Source organism: Pseudomonas moorei, from assembly GCF_042846945.1.
Taxonomy (GTDB): domain Bacteria; phylum Pseudomonadota; class Gammaproteobacteria; order Pseudomonadales; family Pseudomonadaceae; genus Aquipseudomonas; species Aquipseudomonas moorei.
This window is the reverse complement of sequence record NZ_AP035776.1, coordinates 3,107,998-3,127,320: the sequence shown is the minus strand read 5'-3', so window position 1 is coordinate 3,127,320 and position 19,323 is coordinate 3,107,998. Positions and strand designations below refer to the sequence as shown.

Below are 19,323 nucleotides of genomic sequence, written 5' to 3'. Positions count from 1 at the left end.
TAATTAATCAATCGTCGCGACAGAGGACCCAAATTTGCGGGAGCTGGCTTGCCAGCGAAGAGGCCCTTGATATTGGCATTGCATTTACGGGCATTTTCGCCGGCAAGCCCGCTCACGGCATTACCCAGCATCGCGTCAGGCGCGGGGGACCAGATCCAGGCATACGGAGTTAATGCAATAACGCAGACCGGTTGGTGGCGGACCGTCTGGAAAAACGTGTCCCAGATGCGCATCGCATTTGGCGCAAACCACCTCCGTGCGGATCATGCCGTGGCTGATGTCACGAATCTCGATCATTGCGCTATCGGCGATCGGTGCATAGAAGCTTGGCCAGCCGCAGCCGGAATCGAACTTGGTCCCGGAGTCGAACAGCGGCTCGTTGCAGCAGATGCAGTGGTAGACACCATCGGTTTTGGTGTCGTTGTACTTGCCGGAGAACGGGCGCTCGGTGCCCTTGAGCCGGCACACGTTGTACTGCTCCGGATCGAGCATGGCTTTCCATTCTTCCAGGGTTTTTTCCAACTTTTCCATCGTCACACCTCAGCGGCTGAAAAAGCCCGATCTGTACCTTTTCCACGGATCGGGCGGCACGTATGATTGCGCCTCGTCAAACGCCAGTCTGGCAGCCAGACCACGCGCATTCAAACGGATTTATGGGTGCTGCCTCTCAAGGCGTCAGACCTGTGTGATTACGCAGGATTCCCAGTACGGTTGTTCATTCGCCGCCTGGATCGTTCATTTTCGGGAACACATCGCCATGCAGGTCAGCAAATCGAACAAGCTCGCCAACGTCTGCTACGACATTCGCGGCCCAGTGCTCAAGCACGCCAAACGCCTGGAAGAGGAAGGCCATCGCATCCTCAAGCTGAACATCGGCAACCCGGCGCCCTTTGGTTTCGAAGCACCGGACGAAATCCTCCAGGACGTGATCCGCAACCTGCCGACCGCCCAGGGCTACAGTGACTCCAAAGGCCTGTTCAGTGCGCGCAAGGCCGTCATGCAGTACTACCAACAGAAGCAGGTGGAAGGTGTCGGCATTGAAGACATCTACCTGGGCAACGGCGTTTCTGAGCTGATCGTGATGTCGATGCAGGCCCTGCTCAACAATGGCGACGAAGTGCTGGTCCCGGCGCCGGATTACCCGCTGTGGACCGCCGCAGTCAGTCTGTCGGGCGGCAACCCGGTGCACTATCTGTGTGACGAGCAGGCCAACTGGTGGCCGGACCTGGCAGACATCAAGGCCAAGATCACCCCGAACACCAAGGCGCTGGTGATCATCAACCCGAACAACCCCACCGGTGCGGTGTACTCCAAAGAAGTGTTGCTGGGCATGCTGGAACTGGCCCGCCAGCATAATCTGGTGGTGTTCTCCGACGAGATCTACGACAAGATCCTGTACGACGATGCCGTGCACATTTGCACGGCATCCTTGGCGCCAGACTTGCTGTGCCTGACCTTCAACGGTCTGTCCAAGTCCTATCGGGTCGCTGGATTCCGTTCCGGCTGGATCGCCATTTCCGGCCCCAAACACCATGCCCAGAGCTACATCGAAGGCATCGACATGCTGGCCAACATGCGCCTGTGCGCCAACGTGCCGAGCCAGCATGCGATCCAGACCGCACTGGGCGGATATCAGAGCATCAACGATCTGGTGTTGCCGCCAGGACGGCTGCTGGAGCAGCGCAACCGTACCTGGGAATTGCTCAACGACATCCCAGGAGTCAGCTGTGTCAAGCCGATGGGCGCGCTGTATGCGTTTCCGCGCATCGATCCGAAAGTCTGCCCGATCCACAACGACGAGAAGTTCGTCCTCGACCTGCTGCTCTCCGAGAAGCTGCTGGTGGTGCAAGGCACGGCCTTCAACTGGCCATGGCCGGACCATTTCCGGGTCGTGACCCTGCCGCGTGTCGATGACCTGGACATGGCCATCGGGCGCATTGGCAACTTCCTCAAGTCCTATCGCCAATAAGCGGATTTTCACCGTGCGACACCTTCAGCGGTCGCACGGTGATTCATTCAGCAACACATGTATGTGCCCAGCCGCCCATCGAAGCCTCAATTCATCATCTATACCCACTTACCGGTCCGTGACTAACAACGACGGGGCCTGCGACATCCAATGCCTTACAAACCCTTCCTGCTGGACCATCGGAAATGCCCTGCAAGCAGCTAAGCTTTTGCCGTAGGACACAGTTTGAAATAGTCACCTGGTTGAATACCCCGGTGCAGCACCTTATATACCCCGCAGTACGCTACATCTTTAGCAAAAGGAGATTTCTACAACCATGATGCGCATCCTGCTGTTTTTGGCCACTAACCTGGCGGTCGTGCTGATTGCCAGCATCACCCTGAGCCTTTTCGGCTTCAACGGGTTCATGGCGGCCAACGGGGTTGACCTCAACCTCAATCAGCTGCTGATTTTCTGTGCGGTCTTTGGTTTCGCCGGTTCCCTGTTCTCGCTGTTCATCTCCAAGTGGATGGCGAAGATGAGCACCAGCACCCAGATCATTACCCAGCCACGCACCCGTCACGAGCAATGGCTGCTGCAAACCGTCGAGCAATTGTCCCGCGAAGCCGGGATCAAGATGCCTGAAGTCGGGATTTTCCCAGCCTACGAAGCGAACGCATTCGCCACCGGCTGGAACAAGAACGACGCGCTGGTCGCAGTGAGCCAGGGTCTGCTCGAGCGTTTCTCACCCGATGAAGTGAAAGCCGTACTGGCCCACGAAATCGGCCACGTGGCCAATGGCGACATGGTCACGCTGGCATTGATCCAGGGCGTGGTGAACACCTTCGTGATGTTCTTCGCACGGATCATCGGTAACTTTGTCGACAAGGTGATTTTCAAGAACGAAGAAGGCCAGGGCATTGCCTACTACGTGGCGACCATTTTCGCTGAACTGGTCCTGGGTATCCTGGCCAGCGCCATCGTCATGTGGTTCTCGCGCAAACGCGAATTCCGCGCTGACGAAGCCGGTGCACAACTGGCCGGCACGGCTGCGATGATCGGCGCCCTGCAACGCCTGCGTGCGGAACAGGGACTGCCGGTGCACATGCCCGACACCCTGAACGCGTTCGGCATCAACGGTGGCATCAAACAGGGCTTCGCCCGCATGTTCATGAGCCACCCGCCGCTGGAAGAGCGTATCGATGCACTGGCTCGTCGCCGGGGCTGAGAAACTCCCTGATAAACAAGAAGGCCCGCAGTGATGCGGGCCTTTTTTTGCCAGCTTGAACAAGCACTGCTCGTAAAGTAGCCACAGCAGTCGCTAAAAATTACCGGGTGGACACCCGATACACCCGCTCTTCAAGTCGCGTAACGCCTGCCTCCAGAAACTTCCCGCTCTCGCTCAGCACGTCCTGATCTTCCAGGATTTTTAGCGACCACGCCTGGCCAAACAATCGCTTCACTTCGTCATCCAGCACGGCAAACGGTGGGCCGTCCATTTGAGCCTGGTCATAATCGAGCGTGATCAAAAGCCCATGGCAATCCTTGGGCAGGATCCGCTTCAAATGCGTGGCATATTGCTCGCGCATCGAAGGCGGCAGCGCAATCAATGCGGCCCGGTCATATAACGCAGCGCAATCAGCCACATCGCCGGCTGTCAGCTCGAAAAAGTCACCGCACCAAAGCTCAATGGAGCCTGCGCGATAAACCTTGAACGGCCCCTGCTCGCTGACGACAGGATCAAAGTGATGCTCGCTGAAAAAGTCCTCGATGGCTTTTTCCGACAGTTCGACGCCCAGAACCTCGTGCCCCTGATGAGAGAGCCACAACACATCCAGACTCTTCCCACACAAGGGCACCAGAACGCGACTGCCCTCTTCCAGGCCCAACGCCGGCCAGAACCGCTGCAGATAAGGATTCACTTCCAGCAGATGAAAGCCGATCTGATTCGACGCCCATCGCTTGTGCCAAAACTCCGGCTGCATAAATAACCCCGAAAATTCGATCAAAACACCCTAAAACTTATATTAGATTTAGATCAATGATCTGATTGAAGATGGTGCCATCTTAACTCTCAGGAGCTCGTCTATGTTCCCCAGTCTGTACATATCCCATGGTTCTCCCATGCTAGCCCTGGAACCCGGCGCCAGCGGGCCCGCCCTGGCTCGCCTGGCGGCAGAGATGCCGAAACCCAAAGCCATCGTGATTGTATCTGCGCACTGGGAGAGCAATGAACTGTTTGTCAGCGGTAATCCACGACCTGACACCTGGCATGACTTCGGCAGCTTCCCCAAAGCCTTGTTTGAAGTTCAGTACCCAGCACCCGGCAATCCACAACTGGCTGCCGAAGTCGTCGAACTGTTGAAGGCCAGCAACCTCCCCGCCCGCATCGACCCTGACCGGCCTTTCGATCACGGTGTCTGGGTACCCCTGTCACTGATGTATCCACTGGCGGATATCCCGATCGTTCAGGTTTCCCTGCCCACCCGTGGCGGCCCAACCCTGCAGACCCGCGTCGGCCATGCCCTGAGCAGCCTGCGTGCGCAAGGCGTTTTACTGATCGGTTCAGGCAGCATCACCCATAACCTGCGGGAACTGGACTGGCATGCCGGTCCCGAGAGCGTCGAACCGTGGGCGCAGGCATTCCGCGACTGGATGATCGAGAAGCTTGCGGCCAATGATGAATCAGCCTTGCACGATTATCGTCAGCAAGCACCGAATGCCGTGCGCAACCATCCCAGCGACGAACACTTGCTGCCGCTGTACTTTGCCCGCAGTGCCGGCGGTCAGTTCAGCGTCCTCCACCAAGGATTCACCATGGGCGCACTGGGCATGGACATCTATCGTTTCGGTTGATCCGCCAGGCCGATTCGTACCGGTCAAGCCAGGCACAAATCAGCAGGCAAAAAAAATCCCCGAACCGGTCGGGGATTTTTTATGTGCGATCAATCAGCCCGAAAGCGGATCAATCTTCGCGGTAGCGACGCAACTTCAACTGCTTACCGGCAACGCGAGTGTCCTTCAGCTTCGTCAGCAGACGCTCCAGACCATCTTCCGGCAGCTCAACGAGGCTGAAGCTGTCACGAACCTGGATGCGACCGATGGCTTCACGAGCCAGACCACCTTCATTGAGGATGGCGCCCAGCAGGTTCTTGGCAGCGATGCCATCACGCGCGCCCAGCGCGGTACGGCAACGAGCACGGCCTTCGGCCAGAGGGATTGGTGCGCGACGCTCGCGGTCACCACGCTCAGGACGATCACCGGAACGCTCTGGACGATCGCCACGTGGTGCGTTGTTCGGCACCAGTGGACGCTCTTTCTCGATAGCGGCCAGGTTCAGCGCTTGACCGTTGGTCGCCTTGCGCAGCAGGGCTGCGGCCAAGGCACGCGGGCTGCAACCGATATCGGCAGTCAGGCGATCCAGCAGATCACCATGGGTCGATTCAGCTTCAGCCACCAGCGGCGAAAGGCTGTTGGTCAGTTTCTTGATGCGCGCGTCCAGAACGGCTTGAGCGTCCGGCAGACGAACTTCGGCAACTTTCTGACCGGTTACACGCTCGATGACCTGCAGCATGCGGCGCTCACGTGGAGTCACCAGCAACAGCGCGCGACCTTCGCGACCGGCACGGCCGGTACGGCCGATACGGTGAACGTAGGACTCCGGGTCGTACGGCATGTCAACGTTGAACACGTGAGTGATGCGCGGAACGTCCAGGCCACGAGCAGCAACGTCGGTCGCCACAACGATGTCCAGACGGCCATCCTTGAGGGAGTCGATCACACGCTCACGCTGGTTCTGGGCAATGTCACCGTTCAGCGCAGCGGCTTTGTAGCCTTTGGCTTCCAGGGCACTGGCCAGGTCCAGGGTCGCTTGCTTGGTACGCACGAACATGATCAGCGCGTCGAAATCTTCCACTTCCAGCAAGCTGAGAACGGCAGAAGTCTTCTGGTCAGCGTGAACCAACAGGTGAGCCTGTTCGATCGCGGTAACGGTCTGGGTCTTGCTCTGGATCTTCACGTGCTTCGGATCGCGCAGGTGGCGCTCAGCAATGGCACGGATCGATTGTGGCAAGGTAGCCGAGAACAATACGGTCTGACGGGTTTCCGGCATGGCCTTGAAGATAACTTCCAGGTCGTCCATGAAGCCCAGCTTGAGCATTTCGTCGGCTTCGTCGAGAACCAGGTGGTTAACGGTGGCCAGTACTTTTTCGTCGCGACGCAGGTGGTCGCACAGACGGCCCGGAGTGGCGACAACGATCTGTGCGCCATTACGGATTGCTTTCAGTTGTGGGCCCATCGGCGCGCCGCCGTAGACAGCCACAACAGTTACGCCCGGCATTTGCTTGGCGTAGGTTTCGAAAGCGGTTGCAACTTGTAGCGCCAACTCACGAGTTGGGGCCAGGATCAGAGCTTGCGGCTCGCGCTTGGACGGATCAATGCGGTGCAGGATAGGCAGGGCAAAGGCAGCGGTTTTACCGGTACCGGTTTGCGCCTGACCAATCATATCGTGACCGGCGAGAATGATCGGAATCGACTGCTGCTGAATGGCCGAAGGCTCTTCATAGCCGGTAGCGACTACTGCAGCGACAATATTGGGATGAAGTTCAAGAGCGGCGAAGCCGCCGATTTCCTGGGTCATGGGTCTGCCTCTAAGTGCATCCGCAAAGACCCATGCTCCAAAGCTGCGCATGCCGTGTTGAGACTCAAGAGTCGCCCTGGCAGCTTTGTCGGCGGGGATTTGCGAAAACGAATGAATGAAAAGAATCGTCAAGGAGAGTCCGCGATGCGGACGTGCAGCCGAAGCTGACTTCGGGGAATTGCTCTACCTAAACGCGGCCCGGCTAAAGGCCGGCGCGCACTATACCGGAATTTGCTGAAAAAGGGAGCTTTTTTTATCGCAAAACTCCCGCGCACGGCGTTCTGTCACAGGCTTTGCGGATAATCTGACAAGCGTCTATTTTTCAAAGGCCCGGCCCTGCGGGCGATGCCGCTAAAACGGTTCATCTTGAACAGTCAGACCGTCGGTCCGACTGCCCTTCCCGCCCGAGGAAATGCACCATGAAAGAGCTCAACACCAGCCGCGTGAGCCGTGAAAAGCGTGGTCATGTCCTGATGATCGGCCTGGATCGGGTCGCCAAACGCAACGCCTTCGATCTCGACCTGCTCAACGAATTGAGCCTGGCTTACGGCGAGTTCGAGGCTGACAGCGAAGCGCGGGTGGCGGTGGTCTTCGGCCATGGCGAGCATTTCACCGCCGGGCTGGACCTGGTCAATGCCAGCGCCGCGCTGACCGAAGGCTGGCAGACACCGCCCGGTGGCTGCGATCCGTGGGGGGTGTTCGCCGGACCGAGAGTCAACAAACCGGTGATTGTCGCCGCGCAAGGCTACTGCCTGACGATCGGCATCGAGTTGATGCTGGCCGCCGATATCAACCTGTGCGCCAGCAACACCCGTTTTGCGCAAATGGAAGTGCAACGCGGCATATTTCCCTTCGGAGGTGCCACCCTGCGCCTGCATCAAGTCGCAGGCTGGGGTAACGCGATGCGCTGGATGCTGACCGGGGACGAATTTGATGCCCATGATGCCTTGCATCTTGGGTTGGTACAGGAAGTCATGGCCAGCGAGGATTTGCTGCCACGGGCGATCGAGTTGGCCGAACGAATTGCCCGACAGGCGCCGCTTGGGGTTCAGGCGACGCTGATGTCTGCCCGACAGGCGCGATATGAAGGGGAAACGGCGGCCGCGCAAGGGTTGCCGGCGCTGGTGAAGAAGCTGATGAGCAGCGAGGATGCCCGGGAGGGTGTTTTGTCACTGGTGGAGCGACGGCCCGGAGTCTTCAAAGGCGTGTGAAATGTGTGTTGGCTTCCATGGCTTCATCGCGGGCAATCCCGCGATGAAGTCCGGTCGAGCAATAAATCAGGTCGCCGGCCGAATCGCCTTGATCAACGACTGCAACGAGTACCCCAACCGCGGCGCCAGCCCTTCGGCCCGGGCGATCAGGCCGTCCATGTCCAGTTGCTGATCCAGGTCCGAAGGCACGATCAGAATCACGTTGCCCTCCTTCACCGGCAACTCCCAGTAATGCCGATGATAAAGCCCGCGCAACAATGCAGCGCCCAATGGCTTGCCATCATCGGTGGCCCATTGATTGATCACCAGCCATCCGCCCGGATTCAGGCGTTTCTGGCAGTTTTCCAGGAAAGACCAGGCCAGGTGCCCGACGCCGGGACCGACATCGGTATACAGGTCGACAAAAATCAGGTCCGCCGGCTCGGCAGTGTCGAGCAGCTCAAGCGCGTCACCCACACGGATGTACAGGCGCGGATCGTCATCCAGCCCGAGGTATTCGATGGCCAGACGCGGCACGTCAGGGCGCAACTCGATGGCTTCGACATCCTCCAGCGGCAGGAACTTGAGGCACGCCTGGGTCAGCGTCCCGGCACCGAGGCCGAGAAACAGTGCGCTTTCCGGCTGCTCGTGGCACAGCGCACCGATCAGCATCGCCCGGGTGTAGTCATACTCGAGCCAGCTCGGATCGGCCGTGAAGACGCAGCTTTGTTCGATGGCATCACCGAATTCGAGAAAGCGGTAATCGGCCACTTCCAGCACGCGAATCACGCCAAATTCGTCCTGCACCTCGGCGAGCAGATGCTCGACGCGCTCCTCAGTCATTTCGTCTCCTGATCGTCACCGGGCCCGGCAACGCAATAACACCGCGAACAGGGCGCGGCAAAGGCGCGATTGTCCGCGAAGCGACGGGAACAGGTCACGCACTAATTGCTGATAACATGGTCCTCCGAGCGTAAAACATTAGAGACCGCGATGAGCCAACCCTGGAGCCCTGACAGCTGGCGCGCCCTGCCGATCCAGCAACAACCCCAATACCCCGACGCGGCGCATTTGCTGCAAGTCGAGCAAACCCTGGCCAGCTACCCACCACTGGTGTTTGCCGGTGAAGCCCGGGAGTTGCGCCGTCAGTTTGCCGAGGTGACCCAGGGCCGGGCTTTTCTATTGCAGGGCGGCGACTGCGCCGAAAGCTTTGCCGAGTTCTCCGCGGCGAAAATCCGCGACACCTTCAAGGTGCTCCTGCAAATGGCGATTGTCATGACCTTTGCCGCCGGCTGCCCGGTGGTCAAGGTCGGGCGCATGGCCGGACAGTTCGCCAAGCCACGCTCGGCCAACGACGAAACCATCGACGGCGTGACCCTGCCGGCCTATCGGGGTGACATCGTCAACGGTATCGGTTTCGACGAAAAGAGCCGCGTGCCGGATCCGGAGCGCCTGCTGCAGTCCTACCACCAGTCCACCGCCACCCTTAACCTGCTGCGCGCCTTTGCCCAGGGCGGGTTTGCCGATCTGCATCAGGTACACAAGTGGAACCTGGACTTCATAGCCAACTCGGCCCTGGCGGAAAAATACAGCCACCTGGCCGACCGCATCGATGAAACCCTGGCCTTCATGCGCGCCTGCGGCATGGACAGTTCGCCGCAACTGCGCGAGACCAGTTTCTTCACCGCTCACGAGGCGCTGTTGCTGAACTACGAAGAAGCCTTCGTTCGTCGCGACAGCCTGACCAATGACTACTACGACTGCTCGGCGCACATGCTGTGGATCGGCGACCGCACCCGTCAGCTCGATGGCGCCCATGTTGAATTCCTGCGCGGGGTGAAAAACCCGATCGGGGTCAAGGTCGGCCCGAGCATGAACCCGGAAGACCTGATTCGCCTGATCGACGTGCTCAATCCGGACAACGATCCGGGCCGCTTGAACCTGATTGCGCGCATGGGCGCGAACAAGGTCGGCGATCACTTGCCGCAGCTCATCCGCGCCGTACAGCGTGAAGGCAAGCAAGTGCTGTGGAGTTGCGACCCGATGCACGGCAACACCATCAAGGCCAGCAGCGGCTACAAGACCCGTGACTTCGCGCAGATTCTTGGCGAAGTGAAGCAGTTCTTCCAGGTTCACGAAGCCGAAGGCAGTTACGCCGGCGGCATTCACATCGAGATGACCGGGCAGAACGTTACCGAATGCATCGGGGGTGCGCGGCCGATTACAGAAGACGGTTTGTCTGATCGTTACCACACCCATTGCGATCCACGGATGAATGCCGACCAGTCGCTGGAGTTGGCGTTTTTGATTGCCGAGACCCTGAAGCAGGTTCGGCGCTAACTCGCATCGCCCCCATCGCTGGCAAGCCAGCTCCCACAGGATTAACGTCGTTGGGCAATAATGTGCACGACGCAACATGTGTAGGAGCTGGCTTGCCAGCGATGCCCTCGGATCAATCACCGCAAATGCTGGCCAATGCCACCCGCAACCTGTCCGCACTCGCCCGCGGGCAATTCAACCGGACCTGTGCCAACCCCAGCCAATCGGCCATCTGCCGCAGATTGACCGCCAACGCCAGCATCCCTTCGTCATCCAGCCCTGGCTCTTCTTCATGCACGGCGTGTACTGCCAATCGACCGGCCGCTCGCTCGGCGCGCAAATCGACCCGTGCGGCAATCCGCTCGTTGTGCAGGAAGGGCAAGACGTAATAGCCGTAGACCCGCTTGTCCTGCGGCGTATAGATCTCCAGCCGATAGCGAAAATCGAACAGGCGCTCGGTGCGACTGCGTTCCCAGATCAGTGAATCGAAAGGTGAAAGCAAGGCACTGGACTCGACCTTGCGCGGCACCTTGGGCTCCGGCTGGCAATAGGCCGGTTGGCGCCAGCCCTCGACTTCGCAGGAGAGCAATTCACCGGCCTCGACCAACTCCGCCAGACGTGGGCGGCTGTCAGCGGGATTCAGGCGAAAGTAGTCGCGCAGATCCTTTTCCGTGCCGACGCCCAACGCTGTCGTGGCATGCAACAGCAGTCCGCGCTGGGCTTGCGCCTCATCAACCCGTGGCTGCGCAAGAATCGCCGAGGGGATCACCCGCTCCGGCAAATCATAAAGCCGTTCGAACCCGCGTCGGCCGGCCACGGTCACTTCACCGGCGGCGAACAACCATTCCAGCGCATGCTTTTCCGCACTCCAGTCCCACCACGGCCCGGCCCGCTCCTGGCGGGTCGACAGACTGCCGGCCCCCAGCGCGCCCTGCGCCTCGACGGAGGCCAGCACCCGGCGAATGACGTCCTGCTGCTCACGACCAAAACGCGCCAGTTGTTGATAAATGTCTTCGCCACGACTCGCACGCTGCATGCGCCAGCGCATCAACGGGTACATCGACAAGGGCAGCAAAGAGGCTTCGTGCCCCCAGTATTCGAATAACGTTCGGCGTCGGCCCTGACTCCAGGCAGCCTGGTCGAGCACGTCGCAAGGGTAGTTTCCAAGGCGGGAAAACAGCGGAAGGTAGTGCGAGCGCACCAAGGCATTGACCGAGTCGATTTGCAGAATGCCTAGCCGTTCGATCAGACGGTTGACCTGAAGCGGCTTGATCGTCGCTGGCGACTGGCGCCCGTTGAACCCTTGGGCGGCCAGCGCCAGACGCCGAGCCTGTTTGAGGGTAAAGGACAACGTTGCGGGCATGGGCATCTCCTTGTCTGCTCGCAAGCTACCTCACCGGTAAGTGGTTTGTGTAGCGTGGCACTCATCATTTATGCATCGGGTCGTTCCAGAATGGCTTGACCGACTCGAACTCGACATCCGCCCGACTCATGCCGATGTCTTTCAGCGCTTCATCACTCAGGCTCGCCAGCAGTTCGCGCTCCTTGTGCAGTTCGTACCAGCGACTGAACTTGTGCAGCAGATCGGATACCAGGTGGATCGAGTGTTTTTCTACCGCTGGATATTCATGTTGACCTTTCATCTTGTTGCCCTCCGTTTTGGATGGCTCCAGTCTCGCGCCGGGACTAAGATCAATCCAACGAATGTTTCTGATGTCACATATCTCGGAGATTGATGAATGTCCGCCTACCCGAGTATCGACACCGAAGTACTGCGTACCTTCGTCGCGATCGCCGATCAGGGCGGCTTTACCCGTGCGGGAGAATTGGTCAATCGCACCCAGTCGGCCGTGAGCATGCAGATGAAGCGGCTGGAAGAAGATGTGTTGCAGCGCCAGTTGTTCCAGCGCGACGGCCGGCAGGTTCGGCTGACAGCGGAAGGCCAGGTTTTGCTCGGGTATGCCCGGCGCATCCTCAAGCTGCACAGCGAAGTCTTCAACACCTTGCGCGAGCCGCACATGGTCGGCACGGTACGGATCGGTACTCCGGACGATTACGTGATGCGTTTTCTGCCGGGGATTCTGCGCCGGTTTGCCCAGTCCTATCCGCTGATCCAGATCGAAGTGCACTGCGAGTCGTCCAAGCAATTGCTGATGCGCCAGGACCTCGACCTGTCCATCGTGACCCGCGAACCGGGCAGTGAAATCGGCCAGCTACTGCGCAAGGAACGCTTCGTCTGGGCCGAAGCCCAGTGTTTCAGTGCCCACGAACAAACCCCGTTGCCGCTGGCGATGTTCAACAGTGACTGCTTCTGCCGCTTGTGGGCCTGCAATGCCCTTGATGCCATGGGCCGCGATTATCGCGTGGCGTACAACAGCGACAGCTTGTCGGCGATCATGGCGGTGGTCAGCGCCGGCCTGGCGGTGACCGCGCAACTGGAAAGCCTGATCACGGCGGACATGCGCATCCTCGGTGAGGCCGAAGACCTGCCGGTCCTGCCCGAGGCCAGCATCATGCTGGTGCGCAACCTGCACACCCCGTCACCGATCACCGAATGCCTGGCCGACCACATCGTCGAAGGCTTCAAACTTTAAAGGCGAGCATCACCGCGCAGCACACCAGGAAGCCGCAGAACAATCCACGCAGCAACCGCTCGGGCATGGCGTGGGCGATTCTCACCCCCCAACTGATGCTCATCAGGCCACCGATCGCCAGCGGCACTCCAATCATCCAGTGCACTTGATGGTGTACGGCATAGGTGACCAGCGTGACACCCGTGCTGGGCAGTGCCAGCGCCAGCGACAAGCCCTGCGCCACCACTTGAGTCGTGCCAAACAGACTGGTCAATACCGGCGTCGCCACGACCGCCCCACCTACGCCAAACAACCCGCCCATGGTCCCGGACGCCGCGCCGAGCACACCCAGCCAGGGCCATGAATAATTCATCTGCGCCGAGGCCGGCGCGCTGGCGGTGAACATGCGCACCAGGTTGTAGGCCGACAGGGCAACAAGAAACGCGACGAAGCCAATCCGCATGATTTGCGCATCAACGCCCACGGCCCAAATCGAACCGATCCAGGCGAAACAGAACCCCATCGAAGCCAGCGGCAACGCGTGGCGTAACTCGATGCGGTTGCGTTGGTGGTAGCGCCACAATGCCAGCATCACATTCGGCACGACCATCACCAACGCCGTCCCTTGGGCAATCTGCTGATCCAGACCGCAAAACACACCCAGCAAGGGAATGGCAATCAAGCCTCCGCCGATACCGAAAATTCCGCCAAGGGTTCCCAGGGCTGCGCCGAAGACCAGATACATCAGAAACTCAATCACAGCAGTTTTTCCCTTTAGGTGAAGCGGTTCATCCTACGCAGTTGGGTCTGGCTCGGAAACGCACAGCAACGCACAATGGCTATGCCAACTTCGCACAGGCATTGACCACACATGAATCCCAATCAATTGACCGATCAACTGGGCCTGTTCCTGGACGTGCTGGAAACCGGCAGCTTTTCCGCGGCATCACGCCGTCATCCGCTGACGCCCTCGGCGGTGGCCCGGCGCATCGATAGCCTTGAAAGCGCCGTCGGCAGTCAGTTGTTCATCCGCAGCACCCACGCGGTGCGGGCGACTCCGGCCGGCATGGCCTTTGCCGAACGCGCACGACGGATCGTCGCCGAATTACGCCTGGCCAGGGCGGAAGCCGTGTCCCTCAGCAGTGCGCCGGAAGGTCTGATCCGGGTCGATGCGCCGGCCGCGTTCGGTCGCCGGCATCTGGCGCCGGTGATCGCCGATTTCTTGATGCTTTACCCCGGCCTCGATGTGCAATTGCACTTGATTGACAGTTTTGTCGACATGCAGGGCTTGAACCTTGGCAAGGTCGATCTGGTCCTGCGCGCCGGGCTGATGGCCGACACCCGGCTGGTGGCCACGCCGCTGGCGAGCATGATGCGCATCGCCTGCGCCAGTCCCGACTATTTGCAGCGCCGGGGCGTACCCACCGATCCGACTCAGTTGATTGACCATGACGGCCTCGATTGGGATGGCTTGGCTCCCCCCTTCGCGTGGCGTTTCGAGCGAGACGGTCAAATGCAATTGCACCGCCCTTCGCGAGTGCGCATGAGCGCCAACAATGCCGAGGCGCTGGTCTGCGGCGCACTGGCCGGACTGGGTATTGCGCATTTGCCGACCTGGCTGGCCAGTGAATACCTGCTGCGCGGTGAACTGTTGCCATTGTTCTGCGAGAACGGCCTGCCGAAACCCGAGAGCTCCGGGATCTATGCCTTGCGCCTGGAACAACAACCCAATTCCCGCAGCCGCTTGCTGCTGGAGTACCTGAAAAGCCGTTTCAGCCCGATCCCGCCTTGGGATCAGGTGCTGCAAACCCACTTGGGGCGCCACTAGTCAAGAATTGTCTGGCGCATTAAAGATTCGCCCGCTAGATTCTGAAGATCACTGATCAAGGCTTTGACATGACCACCGAGCGCGACACCCCGGACAACTGCGACAACCTGCTGCTGGACAATCAGGCCTGCTTTGCCCTGCACTCCACTTCGCTGATGATGACCAAGGTCTACAAGCCTTTGCTCCAGGCGTTGGGCCTGACCTATCCGCAGTACCTGGCGATGATGGTGCTGTGGGAACGGGACGGTTTGACCGTAGGCGAAATCAGCGCACGCTTGCTGACCGATCCTGGCTCGCTCACGCCACTGCTCAAACGCCTGGAGACTGAAGGTCTGCTCAGTCGCACTCGCAGTCGTGAAGATGAGCGCGTGGTGATCGTCGAACTCACCGCCAAGGGCCGCGCCTTGCGCGGCAAAGCCCGTGACATTCCCCAATGCATCCTCGGCGCGAGCGGCATGACGCTGGAGCGCTTGCAAAAACTGCAGGCGGAGCTGCAAGCGCTGCGTCATCACCTGCAAGAAAGCCTGATTTAAAAGCACCTTCACCTGCCTGTGGAAACCTGAATCCTGTGGAAGCCGGGCTTGCCCGCGATGGCGGTATGTCAGCGCCATTGATGTCGACTGACAGGACGCTATCGCGTGCAAGCCATTCCTCCCACAGGAATCGCCTGGGTATCTGAAATCTCGGCCACAAAAATTTTTTGCGACTCGCCTCTCCCCTCCTGCGCCTCTAAATCAAGCCTTCCAGCCAATTCGGCCGCCTCGACGCGATCTCTGAATAGATCTTTCTTAAAAATTTATATTGCGCACTAAATATTTGCGCGATACATTCACCACGCACTTACTTAGCGCGCAAACATTTAGCGCAATCAATCAAACCCGAACGAGGCTTTCACCATGCAAACTCTCTACACCGCAATCGCAACTTCCACCGGTGGCCGTGACGGCCGTGCGGTTTCCAGCGACAACATCCTCGACGTCAAACTCGCCACCCCAAAAGAACTCGGCGGTGCCGGCGGCGCAGCAACCAACCCTGAGCAACTGTTTGCAGCCGGCTACTCCGCCTGCTTCATCGGCGCACTGAAATTCGTCGCCAGCCAGACCAAACGCAAAATCCCGGATGACGCATCGATCACCGCCCATGTCGGTATCGGCCAGATCCCTGGCGGCTTCGGTCTGGACATCGACCTGCACATCAGCCTGCCGGGCCTTGAACAAGCCGACGCGCAATCCCTGGTCGACGCGGCCCATCAGGTCTGCCCGTACTCCAACGCCACCCGCGGCAACGTCGATGTGCGTCTGCACGTCACCGTCTAACCGCTGATTGCCCAGGCCCGAACAGGAAATGAACATGAACACCTTCAGCAAAGTCTTGAGCGGCACCCTTCTCGCCTTTTCCATCCAGAGCGCATTTGCCGGCGACGTTGAACACAACACCCAGGCATTCCTCGATGTGCTCAATGCCGGCACCGGCAAACCGATGGAGCAAATGACACCTGCCGAAGCACGCGCCGTACTGGTGGGTGCGCAGGCCGGGGTGAAGCTGACGCTGCCAAAAGCCGATGTCAGCCAGAAGACCATTCAAGTCGACGGCCAGCCGCTGAGCCTGACCATCGTCCGGCCGGCCGGGGTCAAGGGCGAATTGCCGGTGTTCATGTTCTTCCACGGCGGTGGCTGGGTACTGGGAGACTTCCCGACCCACGAACGACTGGTGCGTGACCTGGTTGTCGGTTCGGGTGCGGCGGCGGTGTTCGTCAACTACACCCCGTCACCGGAAGCGCATTATCCGGTGGCGATCAACCAGGCTTACGCCGCAACCCAGTGGGTGGCCGAGCACGGCAAAGAGATCAACGTCGACGGCAAACGCCTGGCTGTGGCCGGCAACAGCGTCGGCGGCAACATGGCGGCCGTGGTCGCGCTGATGGCCAAAGACAAGGGAACGCCGGCGATCAGGTTCCAGGTGCTGCTGTGGCCGGTGACCGACGCCAACTTCGAGACGGGTTCTTACAACCAGTTCGCCGAAGGGCACTTCCTCAGCAAAAACATGATGAAGTGGTTCTGGGACAACTACACCACCGACGCGAATCAACGTAACGAGATCTACGCCTCGCCGCTGCGGGCCACCCCTGCGCAACTCAAGGGCCTGCCACCCGCCCTGGTGCAGACGGCCAGCGCCGATGTCCTGCGCGATGAAGGTGAAGCCTATGCGCGCAAACTCGACGAGGCTGGCGTGCCGGTGACCTCGGTTCGCTACAACGGCATGATCCACGACTACGGTTTGCTGAACGTGGTGAGTCAGGTGCCGGCGGTGCGTTCGGCGATGCTGCAGGCTTCGCAAGAACTCAAAGCGCACCTGAAATAAAAAACCAGTGGGGAGCCTGCTCGCGACAGCGGGGTGTCAGTTGACATCTATATTGGGTGATCCGACGCCATCGCGAGCAGGCTCGCTCCCACGTGGGTCAACATTGAGCCTTAAACTGCAGACACAAAAAAGCCCGACTCAATGGTCGGGCTTTTTCATTCCTGAAGCTGTGCTTATTTGGCACGGCCTTTGTAGGAACCGCCTTCGCGGGTATCGATCTCGATCATGTCGCCGATTTCGATGAAGTCAGCAACCGACAGCTCGGTACCGTTCTTCAGTTTGGCAGGCTTCATCACCTTGCCGGAAGTGTCACCGCGAGCGGAACCTTCGGTGTAGTCAACCTGACGCACGATGGTGGTCGGCAGCTCTACGGAAACCAGACGGCCTTCGAAGAACACGGCTTCGCAAACGTCGGTCATGCCTTCTTCGATGAACGGCAGTACGCTTTCGATGTCTTCAGCGTTCAGCTCGTACATGGTGTAGTCGGTGGTGTCCATGAACGTGTAGGAGTCGCCGCTGATGAAGGACAGGGTCGCTTCTTTGCGGTCGAGGATCACGTCGTCCAGTTTGTCGTCGGCGCTGTAAACGGTCTCGGTCTTGTAACCGGTCAACAGGTTTTTCAGCTTGGTCTTCATGATCGCGCTGTTACGACCGGACTTGGTGAATTCAGCTTTCTGAACCAGCCAAGGATCGTTGTCGATACGGATCACGGTACCGGGTTTGAGTTCTTTACCAGTTTTCATTGCGAATATCCGAATTTGGATGGGATTTACAAAAATCTAGGCCGCGTATCATATCCAATTTAGGTAAAACTGTACCAGCGCCGTGGCAAGATCAGCCTGCAAGGCTTGTTCCAGACACCACGCCTGGGCGTGTTTTTCCAGCTCTGGCCAGTGTTTGCGGGTCGATTGCCAGTGATCGGTCATTTTCTCACCGGCATTCCAGGCCCGCCAGAGACCGCTGATCGCCTCGCCGGCCGGTCCGGAAAGGCCCTTCACATAGAGCGCGAGGAAGGCTTCCAGCTTGTCCAGATGGATATCCTCGTCCTGCTGATAGATGTGCCAGAGCATCGGTCGCCCCGCCCATTGGGCACGGACGAAAGAATCCTCGCCGCGCACCGCATTGAAATCGCAGCTCCACAGCAACAGGTCATATTGGTCCTGCCGGACGAACGGCAGCACCTGCACGGTCAAGGCATCGCGCACATGCATGGCACCGGCTGCCAGCCCGTGCACACCGAGCCAACGCTCGACATCGCCAAGAATCCGCCCTTCCGGTACCAACAGGTGAGTGGGTGTCGCCTCACCCGCCATGGCATCCAGCCAACTGGCCAGCCCGGTATTTTCGTAGGCAAACAACGAAATCAACTGAGCGCCTGGCGCACGATCGACTCCCAGGCCTTGAAGGAACAGTCGTTGCGCTTCGGGATCTTGTTGAAATTGCTGACGCCGCTCCAGCAGACCGCTTTCACGCAGCAAGCCACCGGTGCCCTGGTTGAACCCCGGGAAGAAAAAGAACTTCTGCACCTGCTTGTATTTCACCGACGGCAAGCCATGGCAGCTGACGACCCAATCCTCGGCACTCAGATAGTCGAGGTTCATCCACAGCGGTGGTTTTTCCCGTTCGGCCATGGCCTCCATATAGGCACTCGGCAATTGACAGGCGAACGCGGCGATCACCACATCGGCGGCCTCAGCGGGTTGCCAGTCGGCCATCCATTGCCGAACCTCGACACCTTGCTGCCATTGCTGCGACGCGTGAATGTCGATTTGCGGGCAAAGGCGCTCGAAGGCGCGCAGATCATCGACCCACAAACGCACCGCCAGCGAATGCTCGGTGACCAGTTGTCGGGCCAGGCGCCAGGTCACACCGATGTCGCCGAAGTTGTCGACCACGGTGCAAAAAATATCCCAGCGGGTTTTCGTTTCAGGCATTCCAGGCTCCCGTTGGCAAAAGCGCCGATTGTCCGCATAAATTACCCCGCGCAGAAGGGCCGACGGCGATTAATCTTCATGCGACAATCGCCACTCGCCCGCGCCCATCGCCAGGAGGCAGCCATGCCCTACCGTCCCAACCCGCGCCGCCCATTGACCATTCAGCTCAATACCTTGCAACTGAGCGGCAGCATCGCCCTCGGTTTGTGGCTGGGGTTCATCGCCATCGCGCTGACCTGCTGGCTCGCATCACACTTTTTGTTCAAAGAGCAATTGGCCCCCGTGGCCCAGGCGGTGCAGCAACTGGCCAACCCGCCCGTTACACAACCGGTGCCGGACATTCCTCCACAGAGCCCGCTGTTCGAACAATACGAAGAGAACCTGCGCAAGAACGAGCAGGCACAAAGGCTCGATCAGGCTCGCAGCAGCACTCGCAATCTGTCGAACCCCAAGTGCCAGTTCTGGCTGCAACAGGACCACACCGCACCGAGCGAGAAAAGCCGCGCCAACGTTTTGCAATTCTGCGATTGA

Annotated in this window: 19 protein-coding genes and 1 pseudogene; 11 read left to right on the top strand and 9 right to left on the bottom strand. The window is 59.4% G+C overall.

What is annotated here, in order from left to right; translation table 11 throughout:
- Positions 1-135 precede the first annotated feature (135 nt).
- Positions 136-531, bottom strand: a complete 396-nt coding sequence (gene msrB / locus ACGJAX_RS14600; RefSeq protein ID WP_247255452.1) for a peptide-methionine (R)-S-oxide reductase MsrB — start codon at positions 529-531, stop codon at positions 136-138.
- A gap of 226 nt (positions 532-757) precedes the next feature.
- Here msrB and ACGJAX_RS14595 point away from each other — a divergent pair, with 226 nt between their 5' ends.
- Positions 758-1,969: a pyridoxal phosphate-dependent aminotransferase gene (locus ACGJAX_RS14595; protein ID WP_007983502.1), complete on the top strand. Its 1,212-nt coding sequence runs from the start codon at positions 758-760 to the stop codon at positions 1,967-1,969.
- Between the two features lie 316 nt (positions 1,970-2,285).
- Positions 2,286-3,176 carry a protease HtpX gene (htpX, locus tag ACGJAX_RS14590; RefSeq protein ID WP_047527200.1) on the top strand — a complete coding sequence of 297 codons (891 nt, stop codon included), beginning with the start codon at positions 2,286-2,288 and terminating at the stop codon, positions 3,174-3,176.
- Positions 3,177-3,276: 100 nt separating this feature from the next.
- Here htpX and ACGJAX_RS14585 read toward each other — a convergent pair whose 3' ends face one another.
- On the bottom strand, positions 3,277-3,933 hold the full coding sequence (locus ACGJAX_RS14585; protein WP_390959873.1) for a thiopurine S-methyltransferase: 657 nt from the start codon (positions 3,931-3,933) through the stop codon (positions 3,277-3,279).
- Between the two features lie 103 nt (positions 3,934-4,036).
- On the opposite strand from ACGJAX_RS14585, the gene ACGJAX_RS14580 reads away from it, so the two are divergent.
- Positions 4,037-4,804, top strand: coding sequence for a DODA-type extradiol aromatic ring-opening family dioxygenase (locus tag ACGJAX_RS14580; RefSeq protein WP_390959626.1), 768 nt, complete (start codon positions 4,037-4,039; stop codon positions 4,802-4,804).
- Positions 4,805-4,913: 109 nt separating this feature from the next.
- Here ACGJAX_RS14580 and ACGJAX_RS14575 read toward each other — a convergent pair.
- Positions 4,914-6,621 (bottom strand): annotated as a pseudogene (locus ACGJAX_RS14575) (DEAD/DEAH box helicase).
- 385 nt (positions 6,622-7,006) lie between these two features.
- Between ACGJAX_RS14575 and ACGJAX_RS14570 the strand changes: the two are divergent.
- Entirely contained in the window at positions 7,007-7,798 is a 792-nt protein-coding gene (locus tag ACGJAX_RS14570; protein ID WP_090318096.1) for a crotonase/enoyl-CoA hydratase family protein, read from the top strand.
- Between the two features lie 66 nt (positions 7,799-7,864).
- On the opposite strand, the gene ACGJAX_RS14565 is transcribed toward ACGJAX_RS14570, so the two are convergent.
- A complete protein-coding gene (locus tag ACGJAX_RS14565) occupies positions 7,865-8,620 on the bottom strand; it encodes a spermidine synthase (protein WP_390959624.1) in 756 nt (251 codons plus the stop codon).
- Between the two features lie 150 nt (positions 8,621-8,770).
- On the opposite strand from ACGJAX_RS14565, the gene ACGJAX_RS14560 reads away from it, so the two are divergent.
- The gene (locus tag ACGJAX_RS14560) at positions 8,771-10,117 is read left to right on the top strand and encodes a class II 3-deoxy-7-phosphoheptulonate synthase (protein ID WP_390959622.1); all 1,347 of its coding nucleotides are present in this window, start codon (positions 8,771-8,773) and stop codon (positions 10,115-10,117) included.
- A 112-nt stretch (positions 10,118-10,229) separates the two neighbouring features.
- Here ACGJAX_RS14560 and ACGJAX_RS14555 read toward each other — a convergent pair whose 3' ends face one another.
- Both ACGJAX_RS14555 and ACGJAX_RS14550 read right to left on the bottom strand, forming a co-directional pair.
- Positions 10,230-11,459 carry a DNA glycosylase AlkZ-like family protein gene (locus ACGJAX_RS14555; RefSeq protein WP_390959620.1) on the bottom strand — a complete coding sequence of 410 codons (1,230 nt, stop codon included), beginning with the start codon at positions 11,457-11,459 and terminating at the stop codon, positions 10,230-10,232.
- A gap of 64 nt (positions 11,460-11,523) precedes the next feature.
- Positions 11,524-11,739: a DUF1127 domain-containing protein gene (locus ACGJAX_RS14550; protein WP_090318083.1), complete on the bottom strand. Its 216-nt coding sequence runs from the start codon at positions 11,737-11,739 to the stop codon at positions 11,524-11,526.
- A 96-nt stretch (positions 11,740-11,835) separates the two neighbouring features.
- Here ACGJAX_RS14550 and ACGJAX_RS14545 point away from each other — a divergent pair, with 96 nt between their 5' ends.
- A complete protein-coding gene (locus ACGJAX_RS14545; RefSeq protein ID WP_390959617.1) occupies positions 11,836-12,690 on the top strand; it encodes a LysR substrate-binding domain-containing protein in 855 nt (284 codons plus the stop codon).
- Here the strand turns inward: ACGJAX_RS14545 and ACGJAX_RS14540 are convergent.
- Complete coding sequence (locus tag ACGJAX_RS14540) at positions 12,680-13,429, bottom strand: sulfite exporter TauE/SafE family protein (RefSeq protein ID WP_090318081.1); 750 nt, start codon at positions 13,427-13,429, stop codon at positions 12,680-12,682. The two genes, ACGJAX_RS14545 and ACGJAX_RS14540, sit on opposite strands and share 11 nt — an antisense overlap.
- Before the next feature lie 111 nt (positions 13,430-13,540).
- Between ACGJAX_RS14540 and ACGJAX_RS14535 the strand changes: the two genes are divergently transcribed.
- The 4 genes from ACGJAX_RS14535 to ACGJAX_RS14520 all read left to right on the top strand — a co-directional run bounded on the left by ACGJAX_RS14535 (position 13,541) and on the right by ACGJAX_RS14520 (position 16,858).
- Complete coding sequence (locus tag ACGJAX_RS14535) at positions 13,541-14,497, top strand: LysR substrate-binding domain-containing protein (protein ID WP_390959615.1); 957 nt, start codon at positions 13,541-13,543, stop codon at positions 14,495-14,497.
- Between the two features lie 68 nt (positions 14,498-14,565).
- Positions 14,566-15,030, top strand: a complete 465-nt coding sequence (locus ACGJAX_RS14530) for a transcriptional regulator, SarA/Rot family (protein ID WP_390959613.1) — start codon at positions 14,566-14,568, stop codon at positions 15,028-15,030.
- Positions 15,031-15,393: 363 nt separating this feature from the next.
- Positions 15,394-15,813 (top strand): organic hydroperoxide resistance protein, encoded by a 420-nt coding sequence (locus tag ACGJAX_RS14525; protein ID WP_111449024.1) that lies wholly within the window; start codon positions 15,394-15,396, stop codon positions 15,811-15,813.
- Between the two features lie 34 nt (positions 15,814-15,847).
- Positions 15,848-16,858 carry an alpha/beta hydrolase gene (locus ACGJAX_RS14520; protein WP_090318076.1) on the top strand — a complete coding sequence of 337 codons (1,011 nt, stop codon included), beginning with the start codon at positions 15,848-15,850 and terminating at the stop codon, positions 16,856-16,858.
- A 173-nt stretch (positions 16,859-17,031) separates the two neighbouring features.
- Here the strand turns inward: ACGJAX_RS14520 and efp are convergent, their stop codons facing one another.
- Both efp and earP read right to left on the bottom strand, forming a co-directional pair.
- A complete protein-coding gene (efp, locus tag ACGJAX_RS14515; protein WP_008057003.1) occupies positions 17,032-17,601 on the bottom strand; it encodes an elongation factor P in 570 nt (189 codons plus the stop codon).
- Between the two features lie 48 nt (positions 17,602-17,649).
- Entirely contained in the window at positions 17,650-18,792 is a 1,143-nt protein-coding gene (gene earP, locus ACGJAX_RS14510) for an elongation factor P maturation arginine rhamnosyltransferase EarP (protein ID WP_390959610.1), read from the bottom strand.
- Between the two features lie 123 nt (positions 18,793-18,915).
- Here earP and ACGJAX_RS14505 point away from each other — a divergent pair, with 123 nt between their 5' ends.
- Entirely contained in the window at positions 18,916-19,323 is a 408-nt protein-coding gene (locus tag ACGJAX_RS14505) for a hypothetical protein (RefSeq protein WP_090318071.1), read from the top strand.